This window comes from Ruegeria sp. ANG-R, from assembly GCF_000813985.1.
Taxonomy (GTDB): Bacteria; Pseudomonadota; Alphaproteobacteria; order Rhodobacterales; family Rhodobacteraceae; genus Ruegeria.
The window spans coordinates 1,575,476-1,598,669 of sequence record NZ_JWLJ01000001.1; the positions used below are offsets into that span (position 1 = coordinate 1,575,476).

19 protein-coding genes, 1 tRNA gene and 1 pseudogene are annotated in these 23,194 nt (G+C 58.2%); 13 read left to right on the forward strand and 8 right to left on the reverse strand.

All coding sequences use genetic code 11. The annotated features are described in order from the left end of the window. Positions 1-232: pseudogene (locus RA27_RS07860) on the reverse strand (type I secretion protein); the annotation flags it as partial. A 128-nt stretch (positions 233-360) separates the two neighbouring features. After that, positions 361-2,802 carry a hypothetical protein gene (locus tag RA27_RS07865; protein ID WP_039537159.1) on the reverse strand — a complete coding sequence of 814 codons (2,442 nt, stop codon included), beginning with the start codon at positions 2,800-2,802 and terminating at the stop codon, positions 361-363. A gap of 613 nt (positions 2,803-3,415) precedes the next feature. Between RA27_RS07865 and RA27_RS23095 the strand changes: the two genes are divergently transcribed. After that, entirely contained in the window at positions 3,416-4,177 is a 762-nt protein-coding gene (locus RA27_RS23095; protein WP_052265190.1) for a response regulator transcription factor, read from the forward strand. Next, on the forward strand, positions 4,170-4,667 hold the full coding sequence (locus RA27_RS07875; protein ID WP_039536482.1) for a hypothetical protein: 498 nt from the start codon (positions 4,170-4,172) through the stop codon (positions 4,665-4,667). The genes RA27_RS23095 and RA27_RS07875 overlap by 8 nt, the downstream gene beginning before the upstream one ends. Positions 4,668-4,675: 8 nt before the next feature. Here the strand turns inward: RA27_RS07875 and RA27_RS07880 are convergent. After that, positions 4,676-4,761, reverse strand: a tRNA-Leu gene (locus tag RA27_RS07880). A gap of 213 nt (positions 4,762-4,974) precedes the next feature. On the opposite strand from RA27_RS07880, the gene RA27_RS07885 reads away from it, so the two are divergent. The 8 genes from RA27_RS07885 to RA27_RS07920 all read left to right on the forward strand — a co-directional run bounded on the left by RA27_RS07885 (position 4,975) and on the right by RA27_RS07920 (position 14,239). Then, positions 4,975-6,018: a pyridoxal-phosphate dependent enzyme gene (locus RA27_RS07885; RefSeq protein WP_039536484.1), complete on the forward strand. Its 1,044-nt coding sequence runs from the start codon at positions 4,975-4,977 to the stop codon at positions 6,016-6,018. Further along, positions 6,015-7,160, forward strand: a complete 1,146-nt coding sequence (locus RA27_RS07890) for a Xaa-Pro peptidase family protein (RefSeq protein ID WP_039536486.1) — start codon at positions 6,015-6,017, stop codon at positions 7,158-7,160. The genes RA27_RS07885 and RA27_RS07890 overlap by 4 nt, the downstream gene beginning before the upstream one ends. Further along, positions 7,157-7,870 carry an aspartate/glutamate racemase family protein gene (locus RA27_RS07895; RefSeq protein ID WP_039536488.1) on the forward strand — a complete coding sequence of 238 codons (714 nt, stop codon included), beginning with the start codon at positions 7,157-7,159 and terminating at the stop codon, positions 7,868-7,870. The genes RA27_RS07890 and RA27_RS07895 overlap by 4 nt, the downstream gene beginning before the upstream one ends. Positions 7,871-8,002: 132 nt before the next feature. Then, on the forward strand, positions 8,003-9,103 hold the full coding sequence (locus RA27_RS07900) for an ABC transporter ATP-binding protein (protein ID WP_039536490.1): 1,101 nt from the start codon (positions 8,003-8,005) through the stop codon (positions 9,101-9,103). A gap of 102 nt (positions 9,104-9,205) precedes the next feature. Next, positions 9,206-10,297, forward strand: a complete 1,092-nt coding sequence (locus RA27_RS07905; protein ID WP_039536492.1) for an extracellular solute-binding protein — start codon at positions 9,206-9,208, stop codon at positions 10,295-10,297. Between the two features lie 69 nt (positions 10,298-10,366). Beyond that, on the forward strand, positions 10,367-11,641 hold the full coding sequence (locus RA27_RS07910; RefSeq protein ID WP_039536495.1) for an ABC transporter permease: 1,275 nt from the start codon (positions 10,367-10,369) through the stop codon (positions 11,639-11,641). A 5-nt stretch (positions 11,642-11,646) separates the two neighbouring features. Beyond that, positions 11,647-12,858 carry an ABC transporter permease gene (locus RA27_RS07915; RefSeq protein WP_082025036.1) on the forward strand — a complete coding sequence of 404 codons (1,212 nt, stop codon included), beginning with the start codon at positions 11,647-11,649 and terminating at the stop codon, positions 12,856-12,858. A 160-nt stretch (positions 12,859-13,018) separates the two neighbouring features. Further along, a complete protein-coding gene (locus RA27_RS07920; RefSeq protein WP_039536499.1) occupies positions 13,019-14,239 on the forward strand; it encodes an aminopeptidase P family protein in 1,221 nt (406 codons plus the stop codon). A 30-nt stretch (positions 14,240-14,269) separates the two neighbouring features. On the opposite strand, the gene speB is transcribed toward RA27_RS07920, so the two are convergent. Both speB and RA27_RS07930 read right to left on the reverse strand, forming a co-directional pair. Further along, entirely contained in the window at positions 14,270-15,241 is a 972-nt protein-coding gene (gene speB, locus RA27_RS07925) for an agmatinase (RefSeq protein ID WP_039536500.1), read from the reverse strand. Positions 15,242-15,277: 36 nt separating this feature from the next. Then, positions 15,278-15,523 carry a hypothetical protein gene (locus RA27_RS07930; protein WP_039536502.1) on the reverse strand — a complete coding sequence of 82 codons (246 nt, stop codon included), beginning with the start codon at positions 15,521-15,523 and terminating at the stop codon, positions 15,278-15,280. Positions 15,524-15,600: 77 nt separating this feature from the next. Between RA27_RS07930 and RA27_RS07935 the strand changes: the two genes are divergently transcribed. The 3 genes from RA27_RS07935 (at position 15,601) to RA27_RS07945 (ending at position 18,799) form a co-directional block, all read left to right on the forward strand. Then, positions 15,601-16,425 (forward strand): hypothetical protein, encoded by an 825-nt coding sequence (locus RA27_RS07935; RefSeq protein ID WP_152610657.1) that lies wholly within the window; start codon positions 15,601-15,603, stop codon positions 16,423-16,425. Positions 16,426-16,482: 57 nt separating this feature from the next. Further along, positions 16,483-17,208, forward strand: a complete 726-nt coding sequence (locus RA27_RS07940; RefSeq protein ID WP_082025037.1) for a 2OG-Fe(II) oxygenase — start codon at positions 16,483-16,485, stop codon at positions 17,206-17,208. Between the two features lie 220 nt (positions 17,209-17,428). Continuing rightward, positions 17,429-18,799, forward strand: a complete 1,371-nt coding sequence (locus RA27_RS07945; protein WP_039536505.1) for a DUF3179 domain-containing protein — start codon at positions 17,429-17,431, stop codon at positions 18,797-18,799. On the opposite strand, the gene RA27_RS07950 is transcribed toward RA27_RS07945, so the two are convergent. From RA27_RS07950 to RA27_RS07960, 3 genes are all read right to left on the reverse strand, one after another. Further along, complete coding sequence (locus tag RA27_RS07950) at positions 18,800-20,485, reverse strand: chloride channel protein (protein ID WP_039536506.1); 1,686 nt, start codon at positions 20,483-20,485, stop codon at positions 18,800-18,802. It abuts the gene before it with no gap. A gap of 91 nt (positions 20,486-20,576) precedes the next feature. Further along, a complete protein-coding gene (gene recN, locus RA27_RS07955) occupies positions 20,577-22,226 on the reverse strand; it encodes a DNA repair protein RecN (protein WP_039536508.1) in 1,650 nt (549 codons plus the stop codon). 36 nt (positions 22,227-22,262) lie between these two features. Further along, the gene (locus RA27_RS07960) at positions 22,263-23,126 is read right to left on the reverse strand and encodes an outer membrane protein assembly factor BamD (protein WP_039537169.1); all 864 of its coding nucleotides are present in this window, start codon (positions 23,124-23,126) and stop codon (positions 22,263-22,265) included. Positions 23,127-23,194 lie beyond the last annotated feature (68 nt).

Below are 23,194 nucleotides of genomic sequence, written 5' to 3' on the forward strand. Positions count from 1 at the left end.
GAGTGGCGGGGGGGGTGTCAAACCGATAAGGCAGTGGACCATACTTGCCCGGGTCCAGTTCCAGATCTGCCTTAATCCGGATCTTTGCGGGTTCTTCCAGTTCGTCCAGTTCCGCCTTGCGCCGCATGGCGGTGAACTCTTCGTACTGATCCCTCAACCGGGCTTTTTCAATCGTAAGATCAAAAGATCCAATAAAGTGTGCAATCTTTTCGGTAACACTATCGAATGACATTTCGATGATCCCTTACCCCCTTACCGGCGATAATTTCCGGTTCGGGCTTATCTGGGCCAAGGCCACATCGCGCGGCCCCGGCGTTTTCATTGAACGAGGGCCGGTAATGCGGCCCTCGCAAGTTGGTCTTAGACCTCAGTGTCGTCGCTCGAGTAAGTCGAGGTCATCGAACCACCAACCATGGTCGTATCGACCGAGTTACCAAGCACGTTGGCACCCATGACGATCGATTGGTTGAAGGCCGACGTATCGACCACTGCGGCCGCCGATGCATAGGACTCACCGTTGACGATACCATCGCCACCGTTGTTCGAGCCCCAGGTCCCGGCATTTCCGCCCGCGCCGCCAGCACCGGAATACGCACCAGATGCTTCGCCACCAGTATTCATCGCACCCGTGGTATCGCCGCTGGTCGCAGTACCCGAGACCGCGCCGCTGGTTCCGCCTGCCGACGTTCCCGCACCTCCGGCACCACCTGCACCCGAGTACGCAGTGCCAGTTGCACTACCTGTACCGGTCGAGGTTGCGTCGTTGTCCGAGTTGGCTGCGCCGCCGTAACCGGCAATCGCTTCGGCCAAGCTATCAGCCGTTCCATCGGTATCAGCTGTTGACCAGACCTGACCCGCACCGCCGGCACCGGCTGTGTTGGTCGCGTCAGCCGAACCCGCGCCGCTACCAGCGGAACTGGATGTCGGCGTGGTCGTGCCGCCAGCACCAGCGGTACCATCAGCGGTCGCCGCACCAGAACCCGAACCCGTGGACATGCCATTGGTCGAGTTGCTGCCACCATCTCCACCCGAACCGTCTGGGGTCTGGGTATTGTTGGTCGTGCCATCGATCGGGCCAGGTGTCTGGTCGATGTCCGGGCTACCGGCCGTCTGATCACCAACGCCCTGTGCATTGGCATCGGTGTCAACGTAACCGCCACCAGCACCACCGGTACCTGTACCACCAGCACCAGGTCCACCAGTACCTGTACCACCAGTACCTGTACCACCAGTACCCGTACCACCGGTACCTGTACCACCAGTACCTGTACCACCAGTACCTGCACCGCCAGTACCACCGTCACCGCCAGTACCATTCGAGTTTCCAGCTGCCGCTTCTTCTTCAGCTTCCGGTTCTTCTTCCTCGACCACTTTCAGGAACGGGAAGGCTTCTTCGACTGTGCCAGAGTTACCACCGGTACCGTCGCCACCATTGGCATTACCCCCAGATCCGGCACCGCCAGAACCAGCACCACCGGAACCTGGGCCACCAGAGCCCGGGCCACCAGAACCTGCACCACCAGAGCCAGGACCACCTGAACCAGGACCGCCAGTACCGGCACCACCATCGGCATCATTGTAGCCGAGCGCGCCAGCACCCGCGAGACCCAGACCCAGGTTGCTACCTCCAGTAGCACCATTCGCCTGGTTGCTGCCAGAGCTGGCATTGTCTGCAGTGCCATTGGTTTGTGCGTTACCGTTTCCGGCATTTGAACCCTGTGCAGATGCGTCAGTGCCAGCAAGACCAAGGCCCGTGCCTATCGCACCCGAACCCTGATCACCGCCATTGGCGTTGCCGCTTGCAGACGAACCCGACAGACCAAGACCAAGACCAAGACCAAACGATCCTGCTTCGCCGCCTGCACCACCGGTACCCGTGCCACTAGAGGTCGAAGAACCGGTATTGTTTGCACTTGAGTTGCTGCTGGCGTTACCACCATTGCCACCAGTGCTCGCGCCATCGGCGTGCGCACCCGAAAGGCCAAGACCCAGGCTCGCATTGTGTGCGCCACCCGAAGCTCCACCGTTTCCGCCGGTTGAATTGGCATCCGCATTTCCGGAATGCCCACCAAAGGCCAGCGCATTGCTACCGTGCGTACCGCCTGATGCGTTACCGCCATAGCTCATGCCGCCCTGACCCGACGCGCCACCATCTGCTTCGGCGTCGATGCCTTCTTCAGAGTAGGCAGATCCACCGCTTGCGTTTCCGCTCTGGGTGAACGTTCCGCCGTTCGATACGCTTGCGCTTGACAGCGTGTCATTATCGTTCAGCGTAGCAGCTTGGTTGTTGATGGATGAGAAGTCGTTGCCCGGCCCGTCCAGTGAGATATCAAGATTGATATCGTTGCCTGGATCGTAATCCAGATCATCGCCAGCCGTGATCACATCACGCGTCGAAGCGTAATCCGAAACGTCGACGTCGACTTTATCGTCGTCGCGCGGAATCCATTCACCGCCGCTGAAGTCGATATCTACCCGGGCATTACTGTTGTTGGTGTTGCTGTCATTACCGCCATTGGTCTGAGAATTAGAGTCATTACCACCGTTGGTATTGCTGTCATTACCACCGTTGGTGTTGCTGTCATTACCACCGTTGGTGTTGCTGTCATTACCACCATTGGTGTTGCTGTCATTACCACCGTTGGTATTGCTGTCGTCACCCTGCTGCTGCTGTTGCTGCTGCTGGACGTTGATATCTTCAACTTCGGCGATCTCTTCTTCTACCTGAGGCTCATCTACGACAGGATCTTGATCATCGATAACTTCTTGGACGTCAGTTATTGGAGTGTTTCTGCGTACCATAATAAATTCCACTTTTACTGAAGCACCGGACCGCCATTCATCTACAAAGCGGTTACTGGCGCGGTTGAAACAGATTTCGCGCACCAAGTGTCAAACTGGACACTCGCGCGGCAGCGATCATCATCTGTCTGGTTGCCCCCTCCTTTCTCGGCTAAGCCGATTCCATGACCACGGGTATTTCGCTGAAATAAGCGGTCCGCAGGCACGTCAGGTTCAAGTACGCTTCACAAATTGAAGCTTGGTCATGGTCGCAGCGATGGCAGGGTGTGAATAGCTGGCCGAAAGCATTAATTGATATATCTATTTGTAAGAAAACGATTTTTTCTGGCTTTAGCCTAAAATCGTATCAACAAGACCAGGAAACAATCTCACTCAAAAGAGCAACATTATAAACTCAGACATATCATCAGGTTACGTGCAAATCGATAAGGTCATACCTGATCAAAGGTTCTAGTACCAAGCCCCCGAAACCGGGCTTCTGGTTGCTGAAACACGTACTTTCCGCTATGATAAGGTAGTATTTGAACGAAAAAGTTAGTGTTTCGCGCCACCCAATTCTGTGCCCGATTTTTAGATTTCAGAGGGTGGCGTTTGTATTAGTGGGGGAAGATCAGTGAATATTTCATTGCAAGACGACGCCCGTGGCCAAATTGAATACCCCGAAGACCTGTCGATCGTATTTATCGGCAAAGAGTTGTTCTATTCGAACCAGACCCTGAGAAGTGTTCAAAACGAATTCGGCGTTCGTGCATCGCGATACGATAGTATCGATGAATTTCTGGCCGAGACCGAAAATCCAGGTCCGTCGGAACGTATTGTTGTCGTGGATCAGATGATGCTTGAGGATTTGCTGGCACGGCCTGCCGACTATTCCCGACTAGCCGAGGCGGGCTGTCTGGCCTTCGCATATCGCAAGAAAAGCCCGGCCCGGACGCTGTTCGAACGCTGGGACCGCATCCGTTTCGGAAACATAGGGTATTTACCGATGAATGTGGCTCCGGACGTATGGCGAGCCATACTGCGCCTGCTTATGCATGAAGAACTACATTTGCCCTGCTTTCTGGCCGATAGTATGCCAGCCACGCCAGCCGCACCGGGTATACCTGTGGAAAAACAGCCTGCGACCAGAACCCGGTCACCCGAGAAACTGCTGCAATACGCCAAACTGACGCGCCGGGAAAAGCAGGTTTTGCGGCTGGTTTCGCAGGGCCAAAGCAATAAGGCGATCGCGGCTAAGCTGGGCATCACCGAGCACACGGTCAAGCTGCATATGCACAACGTCTCGGGCAAGATCGATGTGAGCAACCGGACTGCGGCCGCTCATTTCTACTTCGAGGTCGCGCCCAACGAAGCGCGCAGCGCCCCCGTTGGATGAGGCTTTCGAATCCCGGTTTGACCGGCTCATCCTTCTGGTGGGTCGGCTCAACTACATGTGGACGAACACCGAAAGCCTGCTGATCCATCTGATTGCCGGGCTGACCGGAGCCAACAAAGATGTGGCGGTGATAATATTCCTGACCTTGAACACGACGCGTGCGCGCATCGATCTGGTTGAACGCCTCGCCAAGATGGAGGGGCGCGCACCTGAAATCCGTGATCCGATACTTGAACACACACAGCGGCTGTCGCGTTTGTCGTCCATTCGGAACAAGTACAACCACTGCATCTATTCCTTCGATCAGGAAAGCGGAAATCCAAAGACCATCCTGATGCGGATTGCCGACCGCAAGACCGACATCAAACTAGGCCGTGAAGACACAGTGGACGACAAGGCCATGAAAGAAATCGAGGACGTCGTCACCCAGCTTTCGGATGCCAACAAAGATATCTGGAAGCTGATTGCCCGTCTCGGTTTCCCGGTCTGAGGCGACACTGGTGCGGGCGGTGGGACTCGAACCCACACGGCACTAAGGCCTTCGGATTTTAAGTCCGATATGTCTACCATTCCATCACGCCCGCACGTCACGGGACAGGTCCTTTCGGGCCACGCCGATGACGTTCGCAAACACTTACAACCAACCAAAACGATTGAAAAGATACTCATTCATCGAAGCCAGCGATGCGTAGGCAAAAAATGCGCACACCTCGGGCCCGGACTTGCAATAACACTGAGCTTGACAGTGTGCAGCCAAATCGGTCACGTCAGCGCACCAACAAATCACGGAGCGAGAGATGAAAGTAGTCAGCAATCCGTTTCGAAATGGGTCGAAGCTTGCAGATTCAGTTCCCTATCCTTCGGTCGAGACGGGCCGGCTGGGGCAGCATCGCTCTTTTTGTCCCGATTTTGTTGAAACACCCCTGGCTGACGCATCAGCGCTTGCGCCCGTCGCTAAGCTCTGGGTCAAGGACGAACGGACCCGTATGGGTCTTGGGTCGTTCAAAGCACTGGGAGCCGCATATGTCATCGCGTGTCAGGCTAACGATATCGCCGCGACGCCGGATGGAAACACCCTCAATGGGCGTACCTACGTCACCGCCAGTGCCGGCAATCACGGGATGAGCATGGCCGCCGGGGCACGCGTCTTCGGAGCCAATGCGGTTGTCTATATCGCCGAGACCGTTCCCGAAAGCTTTGCGGATCGTCTTCGCGCGCAAAATGCGCAGGTGGTTCGGGCCGGTACGGATTACGCAGCCAGCATGGACGCCGCCAGTCAGGCGTCGCAGAAGAATGGCTGGACCCTACTCTCGGACAGTTCTTGGGAGGGATATACCGAGCTGCCTCACCTGCTGATGGAAGGCTATTTGCAAATGGCTGTCGAAGCGGCCGCGCAATGCCCTGAGGCGCCAACCCAAATCATTCTGCAAGCCGGTGTTGGTGGTATGGCCGGGGCCGTTGCCGCCTATGCGCGCGAGGTTTGGGGCAACTCACCACAGATCATCGTTGTCGAACCTTCATCTGCCCCTGCCCTTCAGGCCAGCATCGAGGCCGGACGCTGCGTCTTTGCCGATGGTCCGGACAGCATCATGGGCCGGCTGGATTGCAAAGAGCCTTCGCTGATTGCGCTGAATGGGCTTGCCAGAGACGCCGATCTGTTTCTGACGATGGACGACGCCGAGGTGGCGGCGCAGCTTCAGGTCATGGCCGAGGCAGGGTTAGAGACCAGCGCCTCGGGTGGTGCCGGTATAGCGGCCGTACTGGACGATGCCATCCGCACCAAACTGAGCATCGGCCCCAATGACAAAGTACTTTGCATGTTGACTGAGCAACCTGCATGACCGGTTTCGCTCCAGAGGAATTCGCAGCACGGGTTAAACGCGCGCAGCACCGGATGGAGGCTACTGGCCTCTCGGCCCTGTTGCTGACCACCGAACCCGAATTGCGCTATTTCACCGGCTATCTCACCCGGTTCTGGGAAAGCCCGACCCGGCCCTGGTTTCTGATCGTACCGGCCAGGGGAAAGCCAGTCGCGGTGATCCCTTCGATCGGCGCAGCGCTGATGGCACAGACATGGATTGACGACATTCGGACCTGGAGCGCGCCCGACCTTGAAGATGACGGGGTGTCTCTGCTGGCCGATACGCTGAGCGAACTGACTCCGGATGGTGCCGATATCGGCTGCCCCGACGGGCATGAGACCCATGTAAGGATGCCGCTGGCCGACCTGAGACGCCTGCAGGCAGGTATCGGCACACGCCGCGTCACCGGTGATCATGGTATTCTGCGCGCTCTGCGCATGGTGAAGTCCGATGCTGAGATCGCCAAGATACGCGCCGCCTGCCAGATCGCCGCCCGCGCCTTTGCGCGTGTGCCCGAGATCGCCTCGGCCGGGACACCGCTGGATCAGGTGTTCCGGCGCTTTCAAATGCTCTGCCTCGAAGAAGGTGCCGACTGGGTACCCTATCTGGCCGGAGGAGCTGAACAAGGCGGATATACGGATGTGATCTCTCCTGCGAAGCAAGCACCGCTTCGTTCAGGCGATGTGCTGATGCTCGATACCGGTCTCGTGCGCGATGGTTATTTCTGCGACTATGATCGAAACTGGTCAATCGGCCCGGCCAGTACGCCGGTGCGAGATGCGCATACAAGGCTGATCGAGGCTTCGGATGCCGCGTTTGAACTGGCAAAGCCCGGTGCGACCGCATCGCAGCTTTTTCACGCAATGAACGCGGTTCTGACCGATGGCGGCGAAGGAACCGATGCCGGACGCCTTGGGCATGGGCTTGGCATGTCTCTGACCGAATGGCCTTCACTCATCCCCGATGACCACACCGAATTACAGGCCGGGATGGTGCTGACGCTGGAGCCCGGCATAGCGGTGAACGGCAAGATCCTTGTGCATGAGGAAAACATCCTGATCACCGAGGGCGCACCTGAGTTCCTCAGCCCCCGTTTGGGATCGGAGATTGTCGAGCTATGAGTACGCTGCCCTACACGCTCGATCCCGACGACCCATCTGTCGCACCGATGGGGCTGATCGTGCTGCAGGCAGACGAAACCATCGAGCCCGAGTTCCGCACCCTGTTTTCCGAAGACCAAAGCCCGCTCTATGTCAGCCGCATTCCCAGCGGGGCCGAGGTCAACACCGATACGCTGGCGCAGATGGAAACCGACCTGCCCGCTGCCGCTGACCTGCTGCCCAAGGCTCGGCCCTATCGGGTGGTGGGCTACGGCTGCACTTCGGCCAGCTCGGTGATCGGGTCCGAACGGGTCGAGCAGATGGTCAAACGGACATGCGATGTTCAGGTCGTGACAAATCCCCTGCGCGCTGCCGTTGCCTGCGCCGGACATCTGGGCGTGTCGAAATTTGCCCTGCTCTCTCCCTACATTGAAGAGGTCAACACCCCCTTGCGCCGCGCGTTTGACGAACAAGGTCTCTCGATGGATGTGTTCGGCACATTCGGCGAATCCGAGGAAGCCAAAGTCGTACGCATATCGACCGGCTCGGTGGTCGAGGCGGCGACACGGCTGGGCGCGGATTCAGCGGTCGATGCGGTGTTTCTGAGTTGCACGAACCTGCGCACTCTGGCCGCGATTCCCCAGATCGAGGCGCGGATCGGCAAACCGGTCCTGTCCAGCAATCAGAGTCTGGCTTGGCACATGCGACACCTGAACATGTCGCAAAATTAAGCAAAAGTGACGCTACGGCCAGTCCAACCGCTTTACGGACTTGCAACCATTTGTTAGCCTCGGCTTCAATGCACGAGAAGATCAATGAAATCCGGACCAACCGGGTAATCATTCGACGCAACAGGGGGTCTTGTGACCGACATAGATACCGACGCCGCGTTTGTTGAATTTCAACGCGTTCAAAAGTCTTATGATGGCGAGAATCTCGTTGTCAAAGATCTCAACCTGGCAATGCCAAAGGGCGAATTCCTGACCATGCTCGGGCCGTCCGGATCAGGCAAAACGACCTGTCTGATGATGCTTGCCGGCTTCGAAACAGCCACTCATGGCGAGATTCTGTTGGATGGCAAACCCATCAACAACATTCCACCGCACAAGCGCGGCATCGGGATGGTGTTCCAGAATTACGCTCTGTTCCCGCATATGACCGTCGCGGAAAACCTGTCCTTCCCGCTGGAGGTCCGCAAACTGGACAAGTCCACGCGTGAAGAAAAGGTGAAACGCGCCCTGGACATGGTGCAGATGGGGGCCTTCGGCAACCGCCGCCCGGCGCAGCTTTCGGGCGGTCAGCAACAGCGGATCGCACTCGCCCGCGCGCTGGTGTTTGAACCGGAACTGGTTCTGATGGACGAACCGCTGGGCGCGCTCGACAAACAGCTGCGTGAACATATGCAGTTCGAAATCACCCGCCTTGCGCATGAGCTGGGCATCACCACCGTCTACGTGACCCACGACCAGACCGAAGCCCTGACCATGTCGGACCGGGTCGCGGTGTTCGACGATGGTCGCATTCAGCAGCTTGCGCCGCCGGATCAGCTGTATGAAGAACCCGAGAACAGCTTCGTCGCGCAATTCATTGGTGAAAACAACACGCTGGAAGGTGTGGTGAAATCCATCGATGGCGATACCTGCGTTGTACAATTGGACGACGGCTCGGAAATCGATGCTGTGCCGATCAATGTGCACAACGCGGGCGAGCGGACCAAGGTCTCGATTCGGCCCGAGCGCGTGGAATTCAACAAGGACCGCCTGCACGCTGATGCGCATACGCTGAAAGCCACGGTCAAGGAATTCATCTATATGGGTGACGTGTTCCGCTTCCGCATGTCGGTGGCTGGCAACGACGAGTTCATCGTCAAAACACGAAACGCCCCCGACGCCATCCGCCTGCAACCCGGTCAGGAGATCGAGATCGGCTGGCTGGCACAGGATTGTCGTGCGCTTGACGCATAGACCAAACCGCGCGGCACAAGCGCGGTTTCACTGAGGGACCGGCTGGCGAGATCCCGTGCGTCAGCTGACCATACAACAAACGGGAAGTACTGGGAGTAACACATGAAACCAACAAAGACACTGCTGACCGCAGCAGCCATTGCGACGGCTGCTGGCGGCGTTTCGGCCGAAGAGATGACCATCGTCTCCTGGGGCGGCGCCTATTCCAAATCGCAGCTCAAGGCGTATCACGAGCCCTATTCGGAAAAGACCGGCGTCACCATTCTGAACGATGACAGCTCTGCCGAAGCGGTGGCCAAGCTGCGCGCGATGAACGAAGCGGGCAACATCACCTGGGACGTGGTTGACGTGGTCGCATCGGACGCGATCCGTCTGTGCGACGAAGGTCTGGCGATGGAGATCGATTTCGACACCCAGCTGGCCGCCGCGCCGGACGGAACGCCTGCTTCCGAGGATTTCGGCGACCTGCTGGTCAGCGACTGCTTTATCCCGCAGATCGTGTATTCGACCACATTCGGCTATCGCACCGATCTGGTCGGCGACAATCCTCCGAGCGATATCTGCGCCATTTTCGATCTGGAGAACTACCCCGGCAAGCGCTCGCTGGAAAAGCGTCCGATCAACAACATGGAATGGGCGCTGCTGTGTGATGGCGTTGCCAAAGAAGACGTCTATGACGTTCTGGCCACACCGGAAGGACAGGAACAGGCGCTGAAAAAGCTGGATACCATCAAAGACAACGTTGTCTGGTGGTCAGCGGGTGCCGACACACCGCAACTGCTGGCGGATGGCGAAGTCGTCATGGGCTCGACCTATAACGGTCGCCTGTTCAGCGTGATCGAAGAGCAGAAGCAGCCCGTCGCCATGCTGTGGGATGCGCAGGTGTTCGATCTGGACGGCTGGATCATCCCGGCTGGTCTGAGCGAAGAACGCAAACAGCGCGCGCTGGACTACATCATGTTCGCAACCGACACTCAGCGTCTGGCAGATCAGGCCAAGTACATCTCGTACGGCCCTGCCCGTGCGTCGTCGGCGCCGCTGGTAGGCCAGCACGCCGATCTGGGCATCGACATGGCGCCGCATATGCCGACCGATCCGGAAAACGCCAAGAACACGTTCCTGTATAACTACGAGTTCTGGGCGGACTACCGCGACGACATCGATGCCAAATTCCAGGCATGGCTGGCGCAATAAGCACTTGATTTTTAAGATTGTCGGGGGCGATCGGTCGCCCCCGACCCCAAAAACACCCAAGGGGCACCGATGACTGACGCAAGCCAAAACGCCGGACCCATGCTGGCCGCCGACGGAACGCCGCTCAAGCAATCGCTGGCGCGGTCGCTGCGACGCCAAAAGCTGCGGGCGCTGCTGCTGGTGGCCCCGTTGCTGCTGTTCGTCCTGTTCTCGTTTATCGTGCCGATTGCCTCGATGCTGTTCCGGTCGGTCGAAAACAGCATCGTGCAAGAGACCCTGCCCCTGACCGTCGAAGCCCTGCAAAGCTGGGATGAAAACAGTGGCGAGTTGCCTGACGAGGCCGTCTATGACGCTTTTGTACGCGACATGGTCGTGGCTGTTGACAACAAGACACATACCCGGCTGGGCTCACGCCTGAACTACGAAGAGACGGGCATGTCCTCCATGTTCCGCCGCTCGGGTCGGAAAATGGGCAAGCTGGACCCCGAAACTGATGGACCCTTCAAGGCTCAGGTGATCGAAATTCACGAGGGCTGGGGTGATCCCAAGACATGGGCCGTCATCAAGACACACTCGCCAGCAGTCACAAACGGTTACTTCCTGAACGCCGTCGATATGCGCCGCACCCCTGAGGGCGCGCAATCGCAGCCCGAGGACAAGCAGATCCTGATCAAGCTGTTCGGGCGCACGCTGTTCATGTCGCTGGTGATCACCGCGTCGTGTATCCTGTTGGCCTATCCGGTCAGCTACCTGTTGGCGACCTTGCCAATGCGGGTGTCGAACATGCTGATGATATTGGTCCTGCTGCCCTTCTGGACGTCCCTTCTGGTGCGGACCTCGGCCTGGAAGGTGATGCTGCAGCAACAAGGCGTGATCAACGAAACGCTTGTGTGGCTCGGGCTGGTGGCAGATGACGCAAGGCTTGTGATCATCAACAACCAGATCGGTACAATCATCGCGATGACGCATATCCTGCTGCCCTTCATGATCCTGCCGATGTATTCGGTGATGCAGACCATTCCGCCCTCCTACACCCGTGCCGCGAAATCCATGGGCGCAACCAACTGGACGACCTTCTGGCGCATCTATTTCCCACAATCCATTCCGGGCATCGGCGCGGGCTCGATCCTCGTGTTCATTCTGGCGATCGGTTACTACATCACGCCCGAGATTGTCGGGGGCACCAAAGGTGTCTTCATCTCGAACCGGATCGCCTATCACATCTCGTCCTCGCTGAACTGGGGACTGGCGGCGGCATTGGGGACGATCCTTCTGGGCGTCGTGCTGTTGCTCTACTGGGTCTACGACAAGATCGTGGGCATCGATAACGTCAAGCTGGGATAATCGACATGGCCGCACTTACTCCGATATCCCGCAAACCTCTGTCCATGGTCCTGCCCAGCGTCGCGCTGGCAGGAGCGTTCGCTGGCATCTTCGTCGGCGCGGGCAATGGCTCGGTGTTCCTGGGCATCATCGCCGGAGCCGCGCTGATCGCCGCGCTGGCCTGGGTCTACATCACTGTCCTCAAGAACGAGAAACTGGCGCGCTGGATCAACATCGCGGGCTTCGGCATCGCGGGTTTTCTCCTCTCGGGTCCAATGGGCGGTGTTCTCGGGCTGCTGGGCGGCTGGTTCTTCGCCTGGTTCACCTACTGGCTGTACGAAGGCCGCTATCGCCGCAAACTGTTGCCGTATCTGACCGCGAAACAGGTGTTCTATCACTACCTGTTCCGCGTAATTTGCGGTGCGATCTTTGTCTTCCTGATCACGCCGATCCTTGTGGTCCTACCGCTGTCATTCAACGCACAGGACTTCTTTACCTTCACGCCCGAGATGCTGCGTCTCGACCCCGAGGGCTATTCGCTGAAGCACTACCGCGATTTCTTCACCAACAATGAGTGGCAGCGCAGCTTCAAGAACTCGCTCATCATCGCACCTATAGCGACCGTTATCTCGGTCTCGCTGGGTACGCTGGCGGCCATCGGCCTTAGCCAGAGCCATGTTCCCGGCCGTCGCGCCATCATGGGCATCCTGATCTCGCCCATGATCGTCCCACTCATCATCTCGGCCACTGGCATGTTCTTTTTCTACAGCGATATCGGTCGCTTTATGGAAAGCACGCTGGGCATGAACAAGAACTTCGTGGGCTACGTGAAGGTCATTCTGGCCCATGCCGTTCTGGGCATCCCCTTCGTCATCATCACCGTGACCGCCACTTTGGTAGGCTTTGACCGCTCGCTGACGCGGGCGGCGGCGAATATGGGCGCGGGGCCGGTGCGGACGTTCTTCAAGATCCAGATGCCTTTGATCCTGCCGGGTGTGATCTCGGGTGGACTGTTCGCCTTTATCACTTCATTTGACGAGGTGGTTGTGGTGCTCTTTGTCGGCTCTGCCAGCCAAAAGACGCTACCATGGCAGATGTTCACCGGCCTGCGCGAGCAAATCAGCCCGACCATTCTGGCGGTGGCCACGATCCTCGTGGTGATTTCCATCGCGCTGCTGACCACGGTCGAGCTGCTGCGCCGCCGGTCCGAGCGTCTGCGGGGTCTCTCCCCCGCTTGACGCAGGCCCGCGTGTGATCTAACGATTCACTCGTTCTTCCCAGCCGCGATGGCGTCGCGGACGCACTGGGATGATCGGCTCTCGGAACCCGAGACCGCCTGTCCTGAACGCCGGGACAAGTGGCCGGGTTTGCCGCCCGGCAAAGATGAGAGACCTTGTGATGACAGACACACCAAAACGCCCTGAATTCTTCACTTGCCACAATGGCGACAAGGCCCCCTTGCCGTTCAGCAAAGGCGAGTATGACCGCCGCCTTGGCGCCCTGCGCGCCATCATGGCCAAGCATGACATCCCGGCAGTCCTGCTGACCTCGATGCAGAACATCGCCTATTACTCCGGCTTTCTATATTGTTCCTTTGGTCGCCCTTACGGCTGCGTGGTGTCGCAAGACGCCTGCACCACCGTCTCGGCCAATATCGATGCGGGCCAGCCGTGGCGGCGCTCGGTCGAAGACAATGTCATCTATACCGACTGGAAGCGCGATAATTACTGGCGCGCCGTGGCCAACCTGATCGGCGGCGCGAAGCGGATTGGCGTCGAAGGCGACCACATGACCCTGGCGGCGCGTAACACGGCGCTTGAGATGCTGGGTCAGCCGGAACTGATCGACATCGCACCTGACACAATGTTCGCCCGCATGGTGAAATCCGCAGAAGAGATCGAGCTGATCAAAGGCGGCGCGCGTACCGCCGACGTGGGCGGGGCAGCCATCCATGCCGCCATCCGCGAAGGTGCCACCGAGATCGAGATCGCCATGGCGGGTCGCGACGCGATGGAAGAAGAAATCGCCCGCGCCTACCCGGACGCCGAATACCGCGACACATGGGTTTGGTTCCAATCCGGTCTGAACACCGACGGTGCCCATAACCCGGTTACCAAACGCGCGCTGCAAAAGGGCGATATCCTGTCGCTGAACACCTTCCCGATGATCTCAGGCTACTACACTGCGCTGGAACGCACCCTTTTCCTGGGTGAACCCGATGCAGACAGCCTGCGCCTGTGGAAAGCCAACGTCGCGGCACATGAGCTGGGCCTGAGCCTGATCAAACCGGGTGCCACATGCTCGGGCATCACCGCTGAGATCAACCGTTTCTTTGCCGATGAAGGCCTGCTGCAATACCGCTCATTCGGATACGGCCATTCTTTCGGCATCCTCAGTCACTATTACGGACGTGAGGCCGGTCTGGAACTGCGCGAGGATATCGACACGGTGCTGGAGCCCGGCATGGTCGTCTCGATCGAGCCGATGCTTTGGATTCCCGAAGGCCAGCCCGGCGCGGGCGGGTATCGCGAACACGATATCCTTGTGGTGGGTGAAGACGGGGCCGAGAACATCACCGGTTTCCCCTATGGCCCCGGTCACAATATCATCGGCGCGTAAGTCACAGGTGGGGCCGCCTGGCCCCACCCCCTAACGCTGGGCGCGTTCGTGAAAGATGAAGCCCAGAAAGTTCAGCAACAGTTGGGCGGCCAGAATCTGAGTACTCTCGGTCGGATCATAAGCCGGGGCGACCTCGACCAGATCGATGCCCACAATATTGCCGCGCTTGGCCAGGCCCTGCAGGATTTCCAGCACATCGTAGTAGAGAAACCCGCCATGGCTGGGCGTCCCTGTGCCCGAGGCAATCGACGGGCAGAAGGCATCGATATCGATGGTCACATAGTACCGCGCCCCTTGCGGAATGCGTTCCAGAACCGCCTCGGCCCCCAGCTTGCGTACCTGCCGCACCGACAGGATATCCGAACCGCGCCTTCGGGCGTCTTCGTACCCTTCCTTCGCGGTGGATGAGACATTGCGAATGCCAAGCTGAGTCATGCCTGAGACATAGTCTTTCTCAATCGCCCGCCGCATCGGGTTGCCATGCCCTGCGGTCACTCCGTGGCGTTCGTCAACAAAATCCAGATGCGCGTCGATCTGGATCACATGGATCGGCCCGTTCTGTGCGCAATCCTCGGCAAAGGCGTTGATGCAGGGGATGTTGATCGAATGATCGCCCCCGATGGTCACCGGCAGAGCTCCCGCCTGCAGAATCTTGCCCACCCCCAGAGCGATATTCGCGTGACTTTCTTCGGTCTTGGTATGGATGATATCCGCATCCCCAAGATCAACCATCCGCACCGAGCCATCCAGATAGGTCGCGTCATCCTCATGATCATAGGCCCCGGCATGGCCGAAGCTGAACAGTGTCGAGGCCTCCCGCACCGCCCGCGGCCCGAAGCGTGCCCCGGGACGCCACTGAGTGCCGAAATCAAACGGCGCCCCCAAGATGGCTACGTCGGCATCGATTTCGTTCCAGTTCTCGACGTACGGAGATTTAGCGAAGGTTGAAATACCGACAAATGGCAGATTCAACCGCCCGGATTCGTAGCCATGATCCTGCATGGGAATTGTCCTCTCCGAATGATATCTCTGCGCCAGTCATCCCCCGCGTCCATACTGGTTCAAACCATCACATTCTTTCATAATGATCACCTCAAGCATCAATGTCGAGACACAGAACCGCGAAGACCACGCCCCGAAAACACCAAGCAGGAGTGCGTTAGTTACATAGCCACAAAAGCGCTTGCTCACGTGATCGAAAGTTGACCGTTCAATCTTGGCAACACCTGAGATACCCTTGGAAAACGAGCCACCAACCAGCGGTGTTTTGGCAACATCTGACATGATAGTTAGACACTGGGGAGCACAGCAATCTCGAGGCATGGCAGGTCTTTGAGCGTCAAGCAGGAATAAAGCACGTAATGAACAACAATGATACTTGGACACGATTTCGACCGGCAAGCTTGTGGTTGGGTCCTAGGTTGAGTTTCGTCGAGGTCTTGTGCCTGAATTCATTTGTCAAACATGGAATGCGACCGATTTTGTATTGCTACGAGGATGTGGCCAATATTCCGGTCGGAGTAGAAGTGCGGAACGGAAACGAGATCCTCTCGAGTGAGCGGCGGTTCGTAAATCTGGAGCGCAATTCCCCTGCCCCTTTTTCGGATGTGTTTCGTTATCACCTTCTAAAAAAGACCAACCTGTATTGGGTCGATACAGATGTGTACGCACTAAAACCTTTTGAATTCAAAAATGATTGTATCTACGCACTAGATATCCCAATCATTAACAATGCTGTTTTGGGCCTGCCAAAAGACGCCGAAGCACTGCGGTATTTGCTGGATTGGACAGCGCAACCAAACATCAATCACCCCTATATCAAGCGCAATGCATTGACGGCATTGCGCCCCCATGCAGCAGCGGATGGCAGTCTTCCCATTGAACGCCTCCCCTACAAGGCGCTCGGGCCCCTCGCTCTTACGCGGGCGTTACAGATGACCGCATTGGACACTGCTGCATTGCCAGTCGAAACATTTTATCCCCTGAGACCGCGCCATGTGTATCGGTCCTTCAGAAATGTGTTCGGCAATTTCGATCTTAGCCGTTCCCTCTGCATCCACCTTACGACAGGGCAAATCTATGCAAGGGCAAGAAGCGACGATGGGCTTTCATTAACCCCCGACACGTTCCTTGGTGGGCTTCTAAAACAGGATGGGGTAGACCCAAAAGCATATCCGATCATATGACAGTTGGCGTTAATCTGATTTTATTCCGTCACCACGCACAAAGAAAGTAACACCTGAATGTTAAAAAGAAAATTCGCTGTACCCGAGCAGTCAGTATATTCGTCGGCGCGACCGTTTCCTCATGCGGTGATGAAAGATATCTGGTCCGAAGAAAAACTAGATGAAGTCCGTGACGCAGTTGAAAACAACACCAACTGGGACGGAGAAAAGAGTTTTTACGGCTCCGTCGGAAAACGCTGGTGTTCCACATGGTGGAAACTGCCACGGCCTGTTGTCGATATGATTCAAGTCGCCTCCCAACCCCCATTTTTACGTATGCTTGAGAAGATGACCGGCGAAACGGGCCTGATCCCCGATCCTTACCTCAAAGGTGGAGGGATTCATTCAACTGCAGGTGACGGCTTTCTTAAGATGCACGCAGATTTCAACTGGCATGGTGAAATGCAATTGTATCGTCGGCTAAACCTGCTGGTTTATCTCAACCGGGACTGGGACGAAAACTGGGGTGGAAACCTGGATCTGGCACGGCGCGATGCATCCGGGAACCTAAATGTAGAAGCAAGTGTTTATCCCCATTTCAACACGACGGTCGTTTTTACAACCGATGACACCTCGTTTCACGGACAGCCGGACCCGATGACGCTGCCCGAAGGCGTCGCAAGAAACTCGATCGCGCTCTATTATTACGTAGCTGAGAAACCTCAGTCATTGGGTGAAAGACGCTCTGGTACTGACTATCGCAATTTGGCCGGTTCAAAACTGAACCGTCGAAACCCCAACTAGGTCGGGTAGAAAAAACACAGGCAGTATAGGCAGCAGCAGCGACACCGCTCACAAAACAGGCACTTCCGCTTCTCTTGGAAGGTGGTCCTCCCGATCTAGGAAAATGCACTAACCGCTCTACGGCGCACGCCCGCGCTATCGAAGCCTGCTCACGCGAGTGTTGCGTGAACGTGAGCGGGTTTTTCGGCAAAATCGGACATGGACCCAATCGGAGGACACCATGTCGATCACACGTCGCAGCTTTGCCAGCCTACTGGGGGCTGGAGCAATCGTGCCGACTGCACTTTGGGCGCAGGACGACCCTGTTTACAAAGCCGTGCGCTCTAGCCTGTATGGCGGGCGGACAGATTTTGAGGCCGGGATGACCTTCCTGACCCAACGCGGCAACCCTGATGTTGTGCCTGCACTTCTGACCGCAATGCGGTATGGCAGGTCGCGAGAGCAGGACATCGCCCGGGTTATGGAAACGCTGACAGGCGCGCGTCATGGCACCGATTGGTTCGAGTGGATGCTGTGGCAAGAGCAGAACCCCCAGATCATACCGCACCCATCCTTGGTACCGTTCAAGCGTGAGGTGCTTCTGGGGATTGATCAGAACTTCGACATATTCCTACGCCCTGAATATCTGCGGAGGGACAGGATGAAGATCCGGCTGGAGGAGATCGCCTGGGGCGGCGTTGCCAAGGATGGAATCCCATCGCTGGACAATCCAAAACTCATCCCGGCTGCGCACGCGGACTATCTGAAAAACGATGATCTTGTTTTTGGCGTCGCAATCAACGGCGATGCACGCGCCTATCCGCTGCGGATTATGGGTTGGCATGAGATGTTCAACGACGTGATTGGCGGCGTGCCGGTGGCGCTGGCCTATTGCACCTTGTGCGGGTCAGGAATTCTGTTCGAAACACAGGTTGAGGGACGGAGGAAGCCGCTGATCTTCGGCTCGTCCGGATTTCTGTACCGTTCCAACAAGCTCATGTTTGATCGCGAGACACATTCCTTGTGGAACCAGTATACCGGCAAGCCTGTGGTAGGGCCGCTGGTAGAGAGCGGGATTGCGTTGAAGCAACGTCCTGTGGTGATCACGCGGTGGGACAGTTGGAAGGCTTCGCATCCCGATAGTCAGGTTTTGTCACTTGAGACGGGACATCGGCGAAACTATGGATCGGGCGTAGTGTACCGCCAGTATTTCGCCTCACCCGAGTTGATGTTCCCGGCACTGGTGGATCAATCGACGCATCGGCAGAAAGACTACGTGTATGCCATACGTCAATTCGGGGCAGCGCGGGCATGGCCGCTCGAGGCATTCAGGGGCAAGCCGGTGATAAACGACGCCATTGGCCAGCAGCCGCTTATGCTGATGGGCGACCCCGACAAACGCAGCGTCCGCGCCTACGAGCGTGGATCTCACCGTTTCAAGGCAACGACGGATGGTGGTCTGCTGGACGAGGCAGGCAACAGGTGGACCGTCACCGAGGAGGCCCTGGTGGCCCCGGACGGCAAGCGACTACCGCGTGTGGCCGGGCACATCTCCTACTGGTTTGCCTGGGATAACTATCTGGGCGACGCGGCCAGCGTGTATGGCGGATGATCAGGAGTGCTCTTCGGCCGCTGTCGCGGCAAGGGCGCGGTTGTAGGCTTTCAAAGCATCAATATGGTACAACGCGCCGACGGGGTTCTCACAGCCATCTTTGTCAATAACGACAACCGGAATGCAAGGGATATCGTCGCGGTCAAAATAGGGCATCGCGGCTTCTAGCGTGGCGCTGGCCTTGACGCAGAGCCCCTGATCAATCAGTTCCTGCGCCTCGTCCCTGGTGATCGAGCGCGGGTCGCCCAGCGGGCGCATCACAGCCCCGGCCCGCAGCATCGCCAGCAGATAAGCCTGAGGTCCTGCGGCGAGGTGGACATTGCGGCGTTCAAGCTGTGTCAAAAAGAACGACCGGTCCACAAGGCGCGAGGCCAGTGCGGTCGACATCGAGACCGAGGCCATCACGGCAAGACCGATCTGCCAGTCGCCGGTCAGTTCGAATACGATCAGAGTGGTCGATATCGGCGCGCCAAGAACGGCCGCTGCAACAGCTCCCATCCCTGCAAACGCATAAAGCGTATAAGTGCCTGACACATCCGGCAGCAGCCCGGTGGCGATGAATCCAAAGGCAAGCCCGGTCAACGCACCGATCATCAGGGCCGGAGAAAACACACCACCACCCATACGTCCACCCATGGTGATGGCCACGGCAATGATTTTGACAATGGTCAGAACGATGGCGGTGCTCAGCAACATGTCTCCGGTCAAGGCACGTATCGTGGTCTCGTAGCCGACCCCGATGATGTGCGGAAACCAGATCGCAAGCAGGCCCAGCATGGCTCCGGATATGCCGGGGCGCAACCAACGGGGAAGCGAGAGGCGACTCTGAACATGATTGCCAATATCTTCGGCAAAGAAGATCAAACGCATCAACACCAACGCCACCAGCCCACAGAGCAGGCCAAGGATCAGAAAGGCCGGAAGTTCGACGTAGAATTGCAGCGAACCCGGCGTGTCCAGCGTGAATTCGGTCACGTCGCCATAGGCAAGCCGGTTGATCACCGTACCCGCGATCGACGCGATGACAATCGGTGCAAAGGCGTGGACGGCGAAGTGGCGCAGCACCACTTCAAGCGCGAACAATGCCCCGGCGATAGGCGCGTTGAAACTGGCCGAGACAGCGGCAGCGACACCGCAGCCCAACAAGTCGCGACCAGTAATACCATCGGCGTGGATACGGTCGCTTACCCAGGTCGAGATCACGCCTGCCATATGCACGACCGGCCCTTCCCGGCCCGTAGACCCTCCGGAACTGAGTGTAATCAGCGAGGCAAACAGCGAGGCAACCCCCGCCCGTTTCTCGACCCGGCCATCGGTGAGCGCCGCACCCTCGATCACATCTGCAACCGAACGAACGCGACCATCATCGGTAAATTTGTGCAAGATCACACCGACAACCAGCCCTCCGATCACGGGGGTGATGAAAATCCAGAACCAGTGCAGCTTCTCGGCATGGCTGTGTAGAAACAGAATGTCTGCGGTGTTGTAGAGGTAGGCTTGCAGGGACGAGACCCCCATCCGGAACCCAAGCGCCATAAACCCGGCCGCAATTCCGATTATCAGAGCGATGAACCAGAACTGAATCTGGCTGGGTCCTCGGTGCCGCATCACCCGCCACGCATCCCGCAGCGCCGAGAGGGCCTGATTGAGCTGATTGCGCAGCACGGTGCGGGTCGATTGGGTCATTTGCCCTCGTAGAGGTGATCGCTGATCCTTAGTAAGCTACACAGCGGGCATAGAAAAGTCGCTTCGCGACAAGACGCGCACAGAATGCGCGTCAAGCCTGCAGCAGGGCACGGGCTGCAGCACGCGCCTCGTCGGTGATGGTGTCGCCCGCGACCATCCGGGCGATTTCATCAACCCGGTCTGGTTCGGCCAACGGGATAACGGTCGATAACGTCTGATCCCCCGTCACCTGTTTCTGCACCCGCCAGTGATGCGCCGCGCGGGCGGCGACCTGTGGGGAATGCGTTACTACCAGCACCTGTCCGCCTTGTGCCAATGAGGCCAGACGGCGGCCAACCGCATCGGCCGTGGCTCCGCCCACGCCCCGGTCGATCTCGTCAAATATCATCGTCCGGGCACTGTCATCGCCAGTCAGGCAAACCTTGAGTGCCAGCAGGAAGCGGCTGAGCTCACCGCCCGAGGCGATCTTGTTCAGCGGGCCAGACGGCGCGCCGGGGTTGGTTGCGACAGTGAAGGCCACGGCGTCGATCCCTTCGGGGCCGGGATCGGACAAGGTGATCTCGGTCCGAAACACGGCGCGTTCCATTTTTAGGGGTGCGAGTTCGGCCATGACCGCAGTGTCCAGTGCGCTGGCAGCAGCCTGGCGTGCGGTGCTGAGTGCGCCAGCCGCCGCGTCATAGGCGAGCTGTGCCGCATCCACGGCGGCGCGTTTGTCCGAAAGATCGGCGTCGCCCGCTTCCAGCCGGTTCAGACGGTCACGCAGCGCGTCCGCAAAGCCGCCCAATTCGTCAGGGGCCACTTCGTGCTTTCGGGCCAAGGCGCGAATCGCAAAGAGGCGTTCTTCGGTCTGCTCAAGTTCCGCGGGATTGAAGTCCAGCGCCTGCAGGCAGGCATTCACGCCGTCTTGCGCCTCACCCAGTTCGATCAGAGCGCGGCCCAGTGCGGCAATCGGTTCTTCCAACTGACCGCCCGCATTGTCCGACACGCCTTCAAGCCATCGTACGGCATCCGCCATCGCACCTTCGGCGCCATCCCCACCCAGCAGGGCGAAGGCACGGGCCACATCGTCGCGGATGCGCTCGGCCCCCTGCATCATGCGGCGGCGGGCGTCGAGTTCGCCATCCTCGCCCGGCTGAGGGTCAAGCTGGTCCAACTCGCCGACCGAGTGGCGCAGGAATTCTTCCTCGGCGCGCATGGCAGCAAGCGCGGTTTCGGTTTCAGTCAGCGCCTTGCGCGCGCGGGACATATCGGACCAGGCGGCACGTACTGCCGCCAGGTGATCCCCTACCCCAGCATAAGCATCCAGCATCGCGCGGTGGCCGCGCGGGTTCAGCAGGCCGCGGTCATCGTGCTGGCCGTGCAATTCGATCAGGGTTTCCGACAACGCACGCAGCACTTCGCCCGAGCAGCGGCGATCATTGACCCAAGCGGTCTTGCGCCCTTCGGCAGTGTTGACACGACGCAGGATCAGTTCCTCACCACCGGGCAAACCGGCCTCGGCCAGCACCGCATGGGCTGGATGATCGTCGGATAGTTCGAACTCGGCCACAACCTCGCCCTGCGCGGCCCCCTGACGGACCAGTTCGGCGCGCCCGCGCCAACCCAATACGAAACCCAGCGAATCCAGCAGGATGGACTTGCCCGCGCCGGTCTCACCCGTCAACGCGTTCAGTCCCGGCTGGAAGATCAGTTCCAGCCGGTCAATGATCAGCATGTCGCGGATATCAAGGGCGCGCAGCATCGGGTCTTTAGCGTCCCACGCCTTCAATCATGGCCGTTACAACCACTCACCCTTGATGGTCTGGCGATAAATCGTGCTGAGCCAGTTGTTGCCGCGGCTCTTGAGATCAAGACCACGCGAGGTCAGCAGCGTATAGCCCGCGTCATACCATTCCGAGGACTGATAGTTATAACCCAGAATCGCACCGGCGGATTGCGCCTCATCTACCAGACCCAGCGCCAGATAGGCTTCGATCAGACGATAGAGCGCTTCTGCGGTGTGGGACGTGGTCTGAAAATCCTCGACAACAACGCGGAAACGATTGATGGCGGCGGTAAAGTGATCCTGACGCAGGTAGTAGCGCCCGATTTCCATCTCTTTGGCTGCAAGATGATCAAAGGCCAGATCAAATTTCAGGACAGACGACGAGGCGTATTCGCTGTCCGGGTAAACTTCGATCACCGTACGCAGGGCCTGCAGCGCCTGAAAAGTCAAGCCCTGATCGCGGCCAACTTCGTCAATCTGATCATAGTAACTGAGTGCCAGAAGATACTGTGCATAAGCGGCATCTTCATCCGTGGGATAGAAATCAATGTACCGTTGCGCGGCTGCACGGCTTTCTTCGTAGTTCTGGTCGGCGTGAAACGAAAACGCCTGCATGATCAGCGCCCGTTTTGCCCAATCGGAATATGGGTACAAACGCTCGACCTCAGAGAAATACCAAGCCGCGTCGTCCGAGCGATTCTGCGACAGTTCGTATTCGCCGCGGGTGTAAATCTGTTCGGGTGTAAAGCCTTCGAGGTTCTGGGTGCGGTCTGCACCCTTGTTCCCGAACAGGCCACCGGCATTGCCACATGCCGTCAAAGTTGCTGCCAGAAGAAACGCGCCTGCGATTCTGACTGCCGCTTTGGTGCCAACCATTCCGCCCATCCTTGTCGTTTTTACTTAGCGGGGTTTACCCCTGATCGGGCCTCGGTCTAGCACATAAA

Bases quoted from the DNA above. Each gene is read 5' to 3' on its own strand.
- RA27_RS07865 (WP_039537159.1), bottom strand. From the start codon at position 2,802: ATGGTACGCAGAAACACTCCAATAACTGACGTCCAAGAAGTTATCGAT.
- RA27_RS07885 (WP_039536484.1), top strand. From the start codon at position 4,975: ATGAAAGTAGTCAGCAATCCGTTTCGAAATGGGTCGAAGCTTGCAGAT.
- RA27_RS07890 (WP_039536486.1), top strand. From the start codon at position 6,015: ATGACCGGTTTCGCTCCAGAGGAATTCGCAGCACGGGTTAAACGCGCG.
- RA27_RS07895 (WP_039536488.1), top strand. From the start codon at position 7,157: ATGAGTACGCTGCCCTACACGCTCGATCCCGACGACCCATCTGTCGCA.
- RA27_RS07905 (WP_039536492.1), top strand. From the start codon at position 9,206: ATGAAACCAACAAAGACACTGCTGACCGCAGCAGCCATTGCGACGGCT.
- RA27_RS07910 (WP_039536495.1), top strand. From the start codon at position 10,367: ATGACTGACGCAAGCCAAAACGCCGGACCCATGCTGGCCGCCGACGGA.
- RA27_RS07915 (WP_082025036.1), top strand. From the start codon at position 11,647: ATGGCCGCACTTACTCCGATATCCCGCAAACCTCTGTCCATGGTCCTG.
- RA27_RS07920 (WP_039536499.1), top strand. From the start codon at position 13,019: ATGACAGACACACCAAAACGCCCTGAATTCTTCACTTGCCACAATGGC.
- speB (WP_039536500.1), bottom strand. From the start codon at position 15,241: ATGCAGGATCATGGCTACGAATCCGGGCGGTTGAATCTGCCATTTGTC.
- RA27_RS07930 (WP_039536502.1), bottom strand. From the start codon at position 15,523: ATGTCAGATGTTGCCAAAACACCGCTGGTTGGTGGCTCGTTTTCCAAG.
- RA27_RS07935 (WP_152610657.1), top strand. From the start codon at position 15,601: ATGAACAACAATGATACTTGGACACGATTTCGACCGGCAAGCTTGTGG.
- RA27_RS07940 (WP_082025037.1), top strand. From the start codon at position 16,483: ATGTTAAAAAGAAAATTCGCTGTACCCGAGCAGTCAGTATATTCGTCG.
- RA27_RS07945 (WP_039536505.1), top strand. From the start codon at position 17,429: ATGTCGATCACACGTCGCAGCTTTGCCAGCCTACTGGGGGCTGGAGCA.
- RA27_RS07950 (WP_039536506.1), bottom strand. From the start codon at position 20,485: ATGACCCAATCGACCCGCACCGTGCTGCGCAATCAGCTCAATCAGGCC.
- recN (WP_039536508.1), bottom strand. From the start codon at position 22,226: ATGCTGCGCGCCCTTGATATCCGCGACATGCTGATCATTGACCGGCTG.
- RA27_RS07960 (WP_039537169.1), bottom strand. From the start codon at position 23,126: ATGGTTGGCACCAAAGCGGCAGTCAGAATCGCAGGCGCGTTTCTTCTG.